Source organism: Streptomyces sp. CA-251247, from assembly GCF_050952975.1.
Lineage (GTDB): Bacteria > Actinomycetota > Actinomycetes > Streptomycetales > Streptomycetaceae > Streptomyces > Streptomyces achmelvichensis.
This window is the reverse complement of record NZ_CP191861.1, coordinates 7808987-7821811: the sequence shown is the minus strand read 5'-3', so window position 1 is coordinate 7821811 and position 12825 is coordinate 7808987. Positions and strand designations below refer to the sequence as shown.

Genomic DNA, 12825 nt, shown 5'->3' with positions numbered 1-12825 from the left:
TCGCCCGGATCCGCCCGAGGCTTCGTCACGGCAACGTTCCTGTCGACCGACCCTAGTGTCATCGTGCGGACGCCCGCGGTTCCTGGCCCGACGAGGGCCACCCCCGTCAGAAACAGCGGCTCAGTGGGACAGGAGTTGCTGGCCACCATCGATGTCGTACGTCGCGCCCGTGAGCGCTTCGTTGCACATGATGTGTACGGCCAGAGCGGCAACGTCCTCCGGGCCGACGACCCGGCGGATGGGAAGGGTGGCACGCAGTTCCTCGCGTCGTGCTTCGAGCTGGTCGCCCAGCAGCGAGGCAGACAGGGGCGTGTCGACGAATCCGGCGGCGATGAGGTTCACACGAATCGGAGCGAGCTCGAGCGCCAGGTTGGCGGTGAGAGCGGGAAGCGCCGCGGTCATCGCGGATGTGATGGTCATGCCGACGGCGGGACGGCGGCCGCCTGTGCCACCGATGAACAGCAGGGTGCCCCCGGGCCGGACCTTGTCGCGGCTGTGCAGGGCGATCCCGATCGTCATGGCGAGGCGATCGCCGAAGTGGCGGCGGGCCTCCGCAAGGTCCATATCGGCCAGGGGCATGTATGCGGGACCGCCGGCCGTGGAGAGCACGTGGTCGACCGTGCCGGGCAGGTCCTGGAAGAACTGCTGGAGCCTGTCGGTGTCGGCGGCGTCGAATGCCGCGGTACTCAGCGGCTCGATGTCGAGCGCGGCCTGCTCCAGCCGCTCGGGATTGCGTCCCACCATGACGACCTGGCCACCGGCTCCGCGCACACGCCGGGCCGTTTCGAGTCCCATACCCGCACTGGCGCCGATGACCACGACGGTCTGGCCGGCGAGACTGTCGGCGATCGGATCGCTGCGCGTCATGGGCCACCTCCGGTAGCGACGGGCTGTCTCGCGATGTCCCTGCCACCCGTGCTGCGCCCCGGGAGCCGGCGACCGGGGTGTTCACCGAGGACACCTGCGAGCGGGCCGGCGCGGGGCCGGGCCCTGCCCCTTGTCGAACGTATAGCGCGGGGGATTGCGTCACCACCCGAGGCGCCGCCCGGCCGCGTATCCGAGGAGCGGAATACCTGCTGCTTCACCGCGCGGGTCACGGGGAGACGGTGGCGGCGGGCGGGGTCCACCGACGGGCAGGCGGCACAGTGCCGGCGACGCCGTAGTCCTTCTTGAGGTGTTCGGGGATGGCGTAGTGCATGACGCGTCCCCGAGTGAGGGAGGACAGCTCGAGGATCGTGGTGACGTGGCCGAGGCGGTCCAGCGCCCACGCTCCGAGGGGTGAGCGGTCCTCGATGGTCTCCAGTACGCCGAGGAGGTGTGGCACCGCCTTGACCACGGTGTCCCACGGCGTGCGGGGCACATCGAGCCAGTCCGCGCAGGTGTCGCCGACGAGGTGGCGGATGAGTGCGGAGACGATCGGGTCGAAGAAGGTCCCGGGCACGACCTCCTCGTAGAGGTCGATGAGCTGACGGGTCAGGTGAGCGCCCTCCGCCGAGGGCCCCATGTGCCGGATCATGTACAGGTCGAGGAAGTGGCGGGCCTCGTCCAGGTTCTTGGGGACGGCGTCCTGGTCGACGCCGAGCATGGCACCGACCACACGCCAGGCGTAGTAGTACGCCTCCGCGCCTTCCGGCGACATGTGGATGCCGAGGCGGTGCAGGCTGTCGAGGACGAGCATGGAGAAGAACATCTGCCCGCCGATCATGTCCTCTTGGCAGATCGGCGTCCCGAGTGCGGCGGTGTCCCAGCGCTCTTCACGTTTCAGGTGGTGGCGGATGGAGGCGTGCAGGAGGCGGACCTTCTGGGCTGCGGGGATGAAGCGGCGGCCTGCCTCGAAGGCGTCGGGCTGCATCAGGTAGACCGTGAACTGGCCGGTCTCCGCCATCCGTTTGGAGGGGTACTTCAGCCCGTGGGTGGCCGACAGCAGCTTTGCCACGTGGGGGACGACGTAGCAGGCGGGCATGGCGGCGAAGGAGAGGGCGGTGGAGATGTGCACGTTGTTGTCGATGAAGAACAGCCGGGCCTTCTCCATCTCTCCCCAGTCCACCCAGGCGGGCGGGACGCTGGTGGCCTGGAGGTACTCCCGTGCGACGTCGGGCAGCCCGTCCGGCAAGGGGGCACCGGCGGTGGAGACATAGCGCATGAGGGTGTTGAACGTGCCCACCTCCCCCCGTTCGAAGAGAGTCGCGACGGTGGCGTCGGCGAGTTCGTCACCGGCTTGCCGCAGGGCATCCATGGAAGCCTCGGTGTACGTCATGGCAGAACTCCTCGTCATTCACGGGTCATTCACGACAGGCCGGGCCGCGGCCGGGGACGGACAACACGGGGTTGTGCACTTCGGTCGTGCGGTGATCAGGACAAGCGGACCGCCGCCGAATGCGCCAGCGCTGTCAGGGCAGCGGCTGCGTGCGCGGGTGCGTCCACCTCGTGCAGAGCGTCGAGAGCCTCCTCGACCCGCGCGCTGATCATGGCTTCGATACGGTCGGGAGTCTTCAGCCGACGCATCACCTCGCGCACCGTGTCCAGCCCCTCCGCGTCCAGATCGTGTCTGCCCAGGACCGCGCGCAGTTGTTCCCGCTCGTCGTCACCGGCGAGGCGCCAGGTCTCCGCCAGCAGGGCCGTGGGCCGGTGACCGCGCACATCGTCGGCGTCGTCCTTGCCGGTGCGTTCCGGGTCTCCGAAGAGGCCGAGCAGATCGTCCCGCAGCTGGAACGCCTCGCCCAGCGGCAGCCCGTAGGCGGAATAGCCCCGGCGCAGTCTCTCGGCGGCGCCGGCCAGGGCGCCTCCGATCAACAAGGGCTGCTCGACGGTGTATTTGGCCGTCTTGTACCGGATCACCTTCAGCGACGACGCCATGTCCGGATCGGCCCCGGTACGCAGGATCTCCAGGCACTCGCCCGCGATCAGCTCCAGGGCCAGCAACGACCACAGCGGGCGGGCCCGTGCCAGGTACGCGGCGGGCAGACCGCTGGTGGCGAACAACTGTCCGGCCAGCGACATCAGCAGGTCCCCCACCAGCATCGCCAGTGACCTGGCGGCATCGACATCATCCGGACGTCGGCCTACGGCACCGCGCAGCGCGATGTGTGCGGTGGGCCGGCCGTGCCGTAACGGACTGTCGTCGATGAGATCGTCATGCACCACCGCTGCGGCATGCACCAGCTCCATCGAGGCCGCCGCCCGAACCAGCGCATCGCTGTCCGGCTGTCCCACCGCGCGCCAGCCCCAGTAGCAGAATGCCGCCCGCAGCCGTTTGCCGTCCCTGACCGCGGCCTCCAACTGCTCCGCCACCGGACCGAGGACCTCGTCAATCGCCCACAGTTGCTCGGCCTCCTGGGCGACGAAGTGGTGCAGCACCTCGTCGACACGGGCCTTGAACGCGGCCGGCTCCCACCGGTCAGACATCATCGGCGGCCCGCCGCGCCAGGGCTTGCCGGGCGAGAATCTCCAGGTGGGCCGGGGGGACAGCCGCATACCGGTCCACCACCAGGCGCCCTCGCGCCACCAGATCGTGCTCGGCCTCCGCCGCCAGCTCCGCGGCGTCCGAACGGCGCAACAGCCCCCGGACCGTCCCCAGCGCCGTACCCACGGTGCTCACCGCCAGATCGGCCAGCCCGGCCGCCAGCAGCAACGCCTTCTCCTCAGGTCCCCCACGCCGTCCCCCTCCATGCGTCATCCCATCCCCCACCCGCAGCACGACGGTGCGGCGCCGGTCGTGCGCCGTCCTTCCCAGCGTCCCGTCACGCCGGACCGATGCGTGGAACAACTCACGATCGAGTGATCACATCGCTTGTCCGTACGGACCGGCCACGGCCGTCGCGGTCCGAGGCTCCCCCGTGCACTGCGAGGACGAGGTCTACGCGGCGCGGGTGCGCCCCTGCTCCTGACTCCAGACGCTGCCGGGAGCCGATCTCGAAAGTGGGGCACAAGGGTGTTGTCGATCACCGCAACTGGACGTGCGGCGGGCTTCGGGACCAGGGTGGGGTGATGGACAACGACGACAACGCACCGGAGACGCCGGACGACGGGCTCGACCTGGCCTCGCTCTACCTGGAATCGGTGAAGGCCCGGATGGATCCGGAACAGTTCGCCACGCTGGAGGAGGCCGTGGACGAACTCGCGCACATGCTGTCCGACGGTCAGCCGGGCACCTTCGAGGCCGGCGGCCGGGACACCTTCACGCCCGATGTCCAGCGCGAGTTCCTCGCCGTCATGGCGATCCTGACGACCGGCCGTATGGACCACCACGTCGTGGAACTGCCCGGCCCCGACGGCAGTACGGGCTACGCGGTCGTCACCGCCGAGGTCGCGAACGATCCGGAGAAGCTCGCGGAGTTCCGCGCCGATCTCCACCGCCAGATCACCGAGCAGCAGGCGGTCGACGAGGAACTGGACGGCATCGCCCGCGCCAGCGGCCTGGACACCGGCGACTGACTCACCCAGCGGATGGGGCAGCCCTCCCCAGTGCGTGGACCATCTGCGTGACGTCGTGACCACGCGCGCCGAGGAACTACGGGCGGTCGTTCAGCGGTTCTCGTCAGCGAGCTTGGTGAGCTGCTTGGAGACGACATCGGGCGGGACGACGGCATGGCCGTCGCGCTCGATGTTCGTCGACTGGAAGGTCGCCACGGTCGCGCCCACCCGGACCATGGTGACGGTGACCGGTACTTTCCGTGGTTCCTCATCACCCACGGCGACCAGCTGAATCAGCCGGAAGGACACGGACTCGCTGCCCAGCCCGGGATCCGGCAACGCAGTGACTTCCTCGTAGGGGAAGCCGTATGCCGGGGTGAAAGCCTTGCACGAGCTCAGTGCGATCAGCTGCTCGCGCGGCGGCCCGGCACGGCGAGCTCGAGGGTGAGCTCCAGGCTCTCGTCGGGTGGTGGGCGTCGAGTGGGTGAGCCCGCAGAAGGCGGCACCCCTCAGGAAGACGCTTCGTAGCAGGTGGCCATCACGGCGGCACGGTTGCGCAGCGAGGTGCGCAACCACTGGGGTGCCAGGGCTTCCGCGTGGGTAGCGAGCTGCCACAGCGCCCATTCGGCGTGCCTCTCGTCCTGGAAGGTCACCTCCAGCCGCAGCCGGCCGTCCGGGTCTGCTTCTTCGGCCAGTACGGCCAGTGCGGTGCCCACCAGGTCCTCCCGCCGCGCCGGATCCACCCGTACCAGCACAGTGACTTGGTCGCCGCCGGTCCGGAACTGCACGCTGCGCTCCTGCCAGGCCCGGTCGAGGTCGACCCGGTCTGCTCGCTGTGCGGGTTCGGGAAGCTCCTCGGCGGCCGACACCCGGGAGAGCCGGTAGGTGCGGTCCGCGCCGGACCTCGTGGCCAGCAGGTAGCCCTGGTCTCGTACGGTGACCAAGCCTATCGGGTCCACCGTGCGCCACTGTGGCGTCTGACCCGTGGCCGCGTAGCGGATGCGCAGTCGGTGTCCGGCGAGCACCGCGCGCCGGACCTCGCCCACGATGGTGTCGGGCACCTCCTCAGTGACCAAGCGGCGCGAGAGGAGGTCGGCCTCCGGGTCGATGAGCAATCGCTCGGCCACGCCGGCCGCAGTGTCCCGGTGGCTTTCGGGCAGGGCGTCCACCACCTTGAGCATGGCGGAAGCGAGCGCCGAGCCGAGGCCGAACACCTGCGCGCCGCGTCGTGATCCGGCGACCAGCAGGGCGAGCGCCTCGTCGTGATTCAGTCCGGTGAGCTGTGTCTGGAAGCCGGGCAACAACGCGAACCCGCCGTACCGGCCGCGTTCGGCGTAGACCGGGACGCCGGCCGTGGACAGTGCCTCGATGTCGCGCAGCACGGTGCGGGTGGATACCTCGAGCTCCCGAGCGAGCGTGGCCGCGGACAGCCGACCGCGCTGGCGCAGCAGCAACACCAGCGAGACCAACCGGTTGGCGCGCATACAAAAACTCTAGCGGAATACGTGACATGCGATGTCGTGATTCGTTGGGAGGCTTTCAACACGACGTCAGGGATGGGCGGCTGTCGAGCCGATGGACGACGTACTTCTGACGAATCGAATGGAGCTGACGTGGCTATGGAACGAACGGCGGTCAACCCGGTGACGTGGTCGGCGGAGTTGGGATTCAACCAGGGCGAGGTCGTCGCCGGGCACACGCGGACCCTGTACATCTCGGGACAGACCGCGATGAGCGACGACGGCAAGCCCCAGCACGACGGTGACATGGCGGCGCAGTTGGCGCTGAGCCTCGACAACCTGGAGGCCGTGCTCGGCGAAGCCGGCATGTCGCTCGCGAACCTCGTGCGGCTCAATGTCTATGCGACCGATGTCGATCTGCTTTTCCAGCACTACGGCGATCTGGCGGGGCGGTTGGGCGCCGCCAAGGTGGCGCCGGCCACCACGATGCTCGGGGTGACGCGGCTGGCGATCCCCACGCTGTTGGTCGAGCTCGAAGGCACCGCCGTCGCGTGATGCGGCCTCGCCGCCTCCGCTGCTCGCGCCGGTTGAATCCGGCGCGAGCACGGAGGCAGGGTGAGGCCTGGGGAGCCTCTACCGGGGCGCGATGGTCCTGCCGCCGGAAGCCCGACGCCGACGGGCCTCAGTCCCCGGCCCTGACTTCGAACTGGGTGGGCAGGACCTGCGAGTGGATGCGGTTCCCCGTGCGGTAGGTGACCCGGCAGCCCTCGGCCTCACCCGAGACGGGAGAGGTGACGACCTCGGCCCGCATCAGGTAGTAGATCGGGCTCTCCTCCCCGGGGGCGATACGTACGGGTTCCTTCGAGTAGACCCGGGCCAGGTCCGGGTCTTCGACGAAAGACGCGTCGTAGGCCGCCAGCGTCGTCCCGTGCGTGTCCGAGCGTCTGGCCGCCCTGAACTCGCCCGTCCTCCAGTGCGCTGGTGCGCCCAGCAGCTCCGCCTTCAGCACCTCGACCGGCAGGTCGGAGGTGTTCCTGAGCGGGGGGCAGGAGAACCAGTACCCCTTGCCGACCGTGGCGTGGTGGAAACCGACCATGCCTCCCCAGTCGCCCTCCAGCGCGTGCCCCCGTGCCGTGGCCGCGGACGCGCTCACTCCCAGACCCATGACCACCACCGCGGCCCCCGCCGCGATCAGCCGTACTCTCATCCCGCCCCCCTGTAAACGTGCGTACAAGCCGGTGCCCGTGACCGGAGTGGATCACACCATGACCCCCTGGTCGAGCCTGCTTGAGCAGAATCAGAGGTTGCCGGGGCGCGTCCGGCAGAGCGGCCCTCACCTGCCCTGTTGCGGCGAGTGGGCGGACCGGACGCCGGGCGACCGGTGAAGCCGGGCCCTGGCGTCGTTGTGAGCCCGCCGGGGAACCGTTCCCCCCGATCCTGCGTGACCTCTTGTGGTGTTGTCGAGGCGACCTGAGGGGACCTGATGAAGGCGCGGGCAGTGGTGAGCGTGGCGGTATCGGCATGTGTGGCGCTGGTGGCGTGCGCGTGCGGTCCGGAGAGTTCGAAGGAGGACCCCGCCGCGAAGCCTTCGCAGCCATCCGCGTCCACGCCGGGAAAAACGCCGTCCGCCACGCCGTCCGCGTCCGGCCGGACCGAGAAGCCATCGGCCACGCCGACCGGCGACCAGCCCGCGCCCAGGACGAAGGAGTCCGCGATCCGGCGGTACGAGCAGTACCTCCACGCCCTCGGCCGCGAGGACATCGACACGGTCTGCGAAGTGGCGGGGCCTGCCGCGAAGAAGGCAGAGGACGAAGGGCTCGGCCCGTGCACGTCGACCTACGCCAGCGTGTTCCAGATGATCTCGCCGACGCAGAAGAAGGCCCTGCAAACCGCGACAGTCGATCCGCAGCGCGTCGACGTGCGCACGCCCGACAAGATCGAGATGCCGGTCGAATCGGTCAAGTCTTCGGCCACCTTCTCCGAGAGCGACCTCGGCAGCTACACCTTGGAGTACCTCAAGAGCGGCTGGTACATCACCGACTGACTGATCGTTTCAGAACGATCTTCGGAGCAGGCGGAGGGCGTTCCCGGAGACAATCCGGGGCCCGCATCCGCTCCCGACGCGGAAGCGATTCCCTGTTCCCGAGCAGAGCGTGCCGGTCGGGCCCCTGAATGAGAGCCGATCAGGTTCTTTCGGCCCGACCAGGTAGCGGGCTCCCCTCACTCGTGGCAGTCCTGGTGCGTAGATCCCGGTGGCACGTCGGCACGCTCGCCGTGAGGGCCGCACGGGGGTGCATGCCTCGGCCACGAGTTGATGCGCGCGGCTCACGCAGAGAGGGATTCAGACATGTGCACGCGGATTCTGTGGAACACCAACAGCCACGCCGTTCTCGCCGGCCGGACGATGGACTGGCCCGAATCGACGGAACCCGTGCTGACCGTCTTCCCCCGAGGACTCAAGCGCAACGGTGGCACGCTGGGGAGCAACACCGTCGTCGATGACAACCCCCTCTTGTGGACGAGCACGTACGGCAGCCTCGTGACGACCCTCTACGGCGCCGGAACGGCCGACGGCCTCAACGAAGCCGGCCTCGCAGCGCACATGCTGTACCTGGACAGCACCGACCTCGGCCCCCGCGACCCCAGAAGGCCAGGACTTCAGATCGCCCTGTGGATCCAGTACCTGTTGGACTGCGCCCGCACGGTGAAGGAGGCCCTGGACCTGCTCGGCACCTGCCAGTTGGTGCCGGTCGAGATGCACGGCTTCTCGGCCACGGTGCACGTGGCTGTGGAGGACGCGTCGGGAGACTCCGCGATCATCGAGTACATCGCGGGCCAACGGCAGGTGCACCACGACCGCAGCTACACGATCATGACGAACGCGCCCGCCTACGACGAACAACTCCGCCTGTTGCAGGAGCAGGTGCACACCGTGCAGGGACTCGGCCACGACAAGCCCAGCAGCGAGATCCCGCTGCCGGGGAACGTCAACCCGGTCGACCGCTTCCAGCGTGCCGCCTACTTCAGCGCCCTGCTGCCCGAGCCGGCGGACGACCGGCAGGCAGTCGCCGGCATCCTGGCCGTCACCCGCAACGCCTCCGTGCCCTTCGGGGCGCCGTATCGCGAAGGCAGGTTCCGGACCTATAACACCGAGTACCGCACCGTCTGTGACCTCACCAGCAAGCGCTACTTCTTCGAACTGGCCACCAGTCCGAACCTCCTGTGGGCCGAGATCGAACGCTTCGACCTCTCGCCCGGCGCTCCCGTCATGACGCTGCATCCCGAGGGGATCGATCTCGTCGGAGACGTCTCGGACGGATTCACGCAATCGCCGGCGCCGTTCTGAGGGCCGGGAGGCGGCGAGGCGAGGCCATCGGCGGTACGTCGCGACAACGGGAGAACTGCACGGAACCGTACGCCGAGCGCCGTCGCCGGTACGCAGAAGCCGAACCGCGTTCAGGGCGGTGCGTCAGTCGTACGGGACCACGGCCACAGGGCACGGGGCGTGGTGCATGGCGGCGTGGGTGACCGGGCCGGTGTGTCCGAAGCGGCTGTCGCGGCGGCGACGGCCGAGGACGAGGAGTTCCGCTTCCTTGGCCGCCCGCAGAAGGCGTGGGGCAGGCCGCCCCTGGGACGCGGTCGCCGTGACGGTCAGGTCCGGGTATCTGTCATGCAGCTGCCGAGCTGCGGCGACCAGAGTCTTTTCGCGTTCGGCCTGCAACTCGCGACCACTGCGCTGCCCGGTGCCCACCGCGTGGAGACTGGGGGCGCTGTAGGCATGGATGAGGTGCAGGTCGGCGCCTCGCAACCGTGCCTCCTCAAAAGCGAACGCAACGACCTCGTCGCAGGGTCGGTCGAAGTCGATACCGACCACGACCTCGCGAGGGGATGCGGAAGCTGCGGAGCCCTCGCCCTTCGTGTCCTGATGCCCGGCGCGTACGAGGACAACGGGGCACTCGGCCCGGGCGATGACGTGCAAGGCCACCGAGCCCACCAGGTACCCGGCGAATCCGCTGATCCCCCGAGTGCCGAGAACCAGGAGCGCCGACTGCTCCGATGCGTCATGGAGGGCCCTGACCGGAGGCAGCGAAACCTGCTGGTCGACGATGGAGAGATCCGGGTGGAGAGCACGTACGTGGTCCACCGCCTCACGCAGGATCTGATGGGCCCAGTCGCGCTGACCGGTCTCGATCGGCACCGCGACCGTCGGATGCGGTGCCCACTCCCAGGCGTGGACGATGTGGAGTGGCGCATTGCGGAGCAGGGCCTCCTTCGCCGCCCATGTTGCGGCGGAGAGGCTCTCGGGGGATCCGTCGACTCCAGCAGTGACCGGTCGGAGCATGGTGTGCACCTCCTGTGCTGAGACACAGCCCGAAGGAGGCCCGCAGGACCGCTCGGGCGGGCCATCGTCTCGCCGCGGGTACCTGTGTCGAGGGCACCCACAGAAGGCGGACTGCCGCGTGTGGAGGGGTGGTTGCTGCGTTCGGCGCTTCGGCACACGGAGCAGCAACGGAGCGTGCGACCGCGCAGGTTGTCGCGCGTGGCCGCAGCCTGCGCATCGTACGGTGCCACCTCCACGGGCCACGACCACGACATGGGTCCCGTGCGGTCTCACCACCTCTCCCGACCAGGTTCTCAAAGCTCAGGCCGGGCGGCATCCCGACTCACGGATCGAACGTCGGGCCGGCCTCGCCCGGCCCCGCGATGACGAGGTCGCAGGCGGCTCCGTCCGTGGCAGGCAGGTCACAGGGCAGTCTGCGCCGGGCGCGCCCTCGCGAGGGTCAGCCAGATGTTCCCTCGAAGCGGCGGACAACACCGGCGCGCCGTGTCTCCAGTAGACGCAGCCATACTTCGCTGATGGTCGGGAAAGCCGGCACGGCATGCCAGAGGCGCTCCACGGGGACCTCACTCGTGATCGCGACTGTTGCCGAGAACAGCAGTTCCGCGACTCCGGCGCCGACGAAAGTCGCTCCCAGGACGTTGCCGCGATCCAGGTCCACGAGGAGGCGCGCCTTCCCTCGGTAACCGTCGGCGTATTGAACGGCTCCCGCCACATGCCCGATGTCGTAGTCCACCATCTCGAATCGGCGCCCCGCGCGTTCTGCCTCGCGCACCGTCATGCCGACGCTGGCCACCTCCGGATCCGTGAAAACGACCTGTGGCACGGCCGCGCTGTCGGCGGTCGAGGCGTGGGCGCCCCACCTCGCGTCGTCCAGCCTGCGGCCCGCGGCGCGGACACCGATGATGGCGCCGGCGATTCGTGCCTGGTACTTGCTCTGGTGGGTCATCAGAGCGCGGTGGTTCACATCGCCGGCAGCGTAGAGCCACCCGTCGGCGACAGCAGGCACCTGGAAGGTGTCATCCACCGCCAACCAGTCACCCGGCTTCAGTCCCACGGTCTCCATGCCGATGTCGCCCGTGCGGGGCGCACGGCCGATGGCGACCAGGATCTCGTCCGCGGCGAGATTCCCTCCGTCCGCCAGTTCGATGTGCACCTCACGGCCGGTGCGCGTGACGCGAGAGGCCGAAGTGTCCAGCCGAATGTCGACGCCCGCCTCCCGCAATCCGTCCGCGACCATCTCCCCGGCGAACGGTTCCATACGGGGCAGGAGCCCGCTGGTGCCTCGTACCAGCATGGTCACCTGTGAGCCGAGCGCTTGCCACGCAGCCGCCATTTCGACCGCCACCACTCCCCCGCCGATCACGGCGAGACGTTCCGGAACCTCCCGGGAGCTGGTCGCATTACGGCTGGTCCAGGGACGGGCGTCACTGAGCCCCGGCAGGTCGGGCAGAGCGGCGTCGGTGCCGGTGCACACGGCCACGGCATGTCGGGCGGCGAGCCGGACGGTCTCTCCCTCAGCAGTCTGCACCGTCACCTGCCGCGGGCCGTCCAGCCGGCCGAATCCACGGACCAGGTCGACAGACACGGAGTTCAGCCAGTCCACCTGATCGTCGTCCTGCCAGTAGTTCGCCAACTTGTCGCGGTGGGCCAGGGCAACCGCGACGTCCAAGGGACCGCTCACGGCCTCGCTCAGCGCTGGAACACGGCGGGCCTCGGCGCGGGCCGTCATCGGCCGGAGCAGGGCCTTGCTGGGTTCGCACGCCCAGAACGAGCATTCACCACCGAGGAGTTCACTCTCCACCACCACCGTGGTGAGCCCAGCGTCACTGGTGCGTTCCGCCAGATTCTCGCCGCACGGACCAGCGCCGAGAACGATCACGTCATATGTGCGCGGAGCTTCGCTCATCATTACCCCCATGACTCATCTGGTTCCGCATACGGCCGTGTCGGGGGGCTCGTGAGTCATGGGAAGGCCGCTCTCGGGCCGGCCGCGGGTTCGGGAGGGGCAGGCATCAGATCCTCTGCGGATCCGGGTGGGCGATTCCGAGCATCAGGCCATGAGGTCAGAAGCTTCACACCCGAAGCCCCACTCCCCCACTGTCCACCTTTTCGCACATGACCGCATGTTGCTCTGGCGGTGATCACCAGCGTCAGTGCCGATGAGTTCACCGGCCTCGAACGGTCTACCCAGCGACACGACCGTTCTCGACAGGAGTGCCCATGTCCACCATCCAGCCAGTGATCATCACTGCCGACCAGGACGTCTTGCTCGGCTTCTATACGAAACTGTTCGGCGCCGAGGAGATCTTCCGGGTACCGGCGGAAGGCCCGGCCTTCTACCGCGGCTTGCGCCTCGGCGACACCGACCTCGGACTGGTGGCGAAGACGGACCCGGGGACCGGGTCGGCACCGCGGATCCTGCTCAGCATCGGTGTCGACGACGTCGACGAAACGCTCGGCCGGGTGACGGCGCTGGGCGGCTCGGTCCACGGCGGCCCCAACGACATGCCCTGGGGACAGCGCGTCGCCCACATCCAGGACCCCGACGGCAACCCGGTGAACCTCACCCAACCGATCCCGGCCCCATGACGCTGTGCCGGGCATGTGCTG

The 12825-nt window shown here is 69.0% G+C and carries 14 protein-coding genes; 5 read left to right on the top strand and 9 right to left on the bottom strand.

Annotation, left to right across the window (positions count from 1 at the left end; all coding sequences use genetic code 11):
* Positions 1-120 precede the first annotated feature (120 nt).
* The 4 genes from ACQPWZ_RS34925 to ACQPWZ_RS34910 all read right to left on the bottom strand — a co-directional run bounded on the left by ACQPWZ_RS34925 (position 121) and on the right by ACQPWZ_RS34910 (position 3676).
* Positions 121-867 carry an SDR family oxidoreductase gene (locus tag ACQPWZ_RS34925; RefSeq protein WP_433573489.1) on the bottom strand — a complete coding sequence of 249 codons (747 nt, stop codon included), beginning with the start codon at positions 865-867 and terminating at the stop codon, positions 121-123.
* A gap of 226 nt (positions 868-1093) precedes the next feature.
* A complete protein-coding gene (locus tag ACQPWZ_RS34920) occupies positions 1094-2257 on the bottom strand; it encodes an oxygenase MpaB family protein (protein WP_433573488.1) in 1164 nt (387 codons plus the stop codon).
* Between the two features lie 95 nt (positions 2258-2352).
* Positions 2353-3408, bottom strand: coding sequence for a polyprenyl synthetase family protein (locus tag ACQPWZ_RS34915; RefSeq protein WP_433573487.1), 1056 nt, complete (start codon positions 3406-3408; stop codon positions 2353-2355).
* Entirely contained in the window at positions 3398-3676 is a 279-nt protein-coding gene (locus ACQPWZ_RS34910; protein ID WP_433573486.1) for a polyprenyl synthetase, read from the bottom strand. The genes ACQPWZ_RS34915 and ACQPWZ_RS34910 overlap by 11 nt, the downstream gene beginning before the upstream one ends.
* A 311-nt stretch (positions 3677-3987) precedes the next feature.
* On the opposite strand from ACQPWZ_RS34910, the gene ACQPWZ_RS34905 reads away from it, so the two are divergent.
* Complete coding sequence (locus tag ACQPWZ_RS34905) at positions 3988-4434, top strand: hypothetical protein (RefSeq protein ID WP_340477416.1); 447 nt, start codon at positions 3988-3990, stop codon at positions 4432-4434.
* Positions 4435-4524: 90 nt separating this feature from the next.
* Here ACQPWZ_RS34905 and ACQPWZ_RS34900 read toward each other — a convergent pair whose 3' ends face one another.
* Both ACQPWZ_RS34900 and ACQPWZ_RS34895 read right to left on the bottom strand, forming a co-directional pair.
* On the bottom strand, positions 4525-4752 hold the full coding sequence (locus ACQPWZ_RS34900) for a hypothetical protein (protein ID WP_340477414.1): 228 nt from the start codon (positions 4750-4752) through the stop codon (positions 4525-4527).
* Between the two features lie 170 nt (positions 4753-4922).
* Complete coding sequence (locus ACQPWZ_RS34895) at positions 4923-5897, bottom strand: helix-turn-helix transcriptional regulator (RefSeq protein ID WP_433573485.1); 975 nt, start codon at positions 5895-5897, stop codon at positions 4923-4925.
* A gap of 135 nt (positions 5898-6032) precedes the next feature.
* Here ACQPWZ_RS34895 and ACQPWZ_RS34890 point away from each other — a divergent pair, with 135 nt between their 5' ends.
* Positions 6033-6428: a RidA family protein gene (locus ACQPWZ_RS34890; RefSeq protein ID WP_433573923.1), complete on the top strand. Its 396-nt coding sequence runs from the start codon at positions 6033-6035 to the stop codon at positions 6426-6428.
* Between the two features lie 127 nt (positions 6429-6555).
* Here ACQPWZ_RS34890 and ACQPWZ_RS34885 read toward each other — a convergent pair whose 3' ends face one another.
* Positions 6556-7080 (bottom strand): hypothetical protein, encoded by a 525-nt coding sequence (locus ACQPWZ_RS34885; RefSeq protein WP_433573484.1) that lies wholly within the window; start codon positions 7078-7080, stop codon positions 6556-6558.
* Positions 7081-7398: 318 nt separating this feature from the next.
* Between ACQPWZ_RS34885 and ACQPWZ_RS34880 the strand changes: the two genes are divergently transcribed.
* Both ACQPWZ_RS34880 and ACQPWZ_RS34875 read left to right on the top strand, forming a co-directional pair.
* Positions 7399-7917, top strand: coding sequence for a hypothetical protein (locus tag ACQPWZ_RS34880; RefSeq protein WP_433573483.1), 519 nt, complete (start codon positions 7399-7401; stop codon positions 7915-7917).
* Between the two features lie 303 nt (positions 7918-8220).
* Positions 8221-9219: a linear amide C-N hydrolase gene (locus tag ACQPWZ_RS34875; RefSeq protein WP_433573482.1), complete on the top strand. Its 999-nt coding sequence runs from the start codon at positions 8221-8223 to the stop codon at positions 9217-9219.
* A 123-nt stretch (positions 9220-9342) separates the two neighbouring features.
* Here ACQPWZ_RS34875 and ACQPWZ_RS34870 read toward each other — a convergent pair whose 3' ends face one another.
* Positions 9343-10215, bottom strand: a complete 873-nt coding sequence (locus ACQPWZ_RS34870) for a universal stress protein (protein WP_433573481.1) — start codon at positions 10213-10215, stop codon at positions 9343-9345.
* Positions 10216-10654: 439 nt separating this feature from the next.
* Positions 10655-12121: a dihydrolipoyl dehydrogenase family protein gene (locus ACQPWZ_RS34865; RefSeq protein WP_433573480.1), complete on the bottom strand. Its 1467-nt coding sequence runs from the start codon at positions 12119-12121 to the stop codon at positions 10655-10657.
* A 314-nt stretch (positions 12122-12435) separates the two neighbouring features.
* Here ACQPWZ_RS34865 and ACQPWZ_RS34860 point away from each other — a divergent pair, with 314 nt between their 5' ends.
* Positions 12436-12804 (top strand): VOC family protein, encoded by a 369-nt coding sequence (locus ACQPWZ_RS34860; protein ID WP_340477406.1) that lies wholly within the window; start codon positions 12436-12438, stop codon positions 12802-12804.
* Positions 12805-12825: the final 21 nt, after the last annotated feature.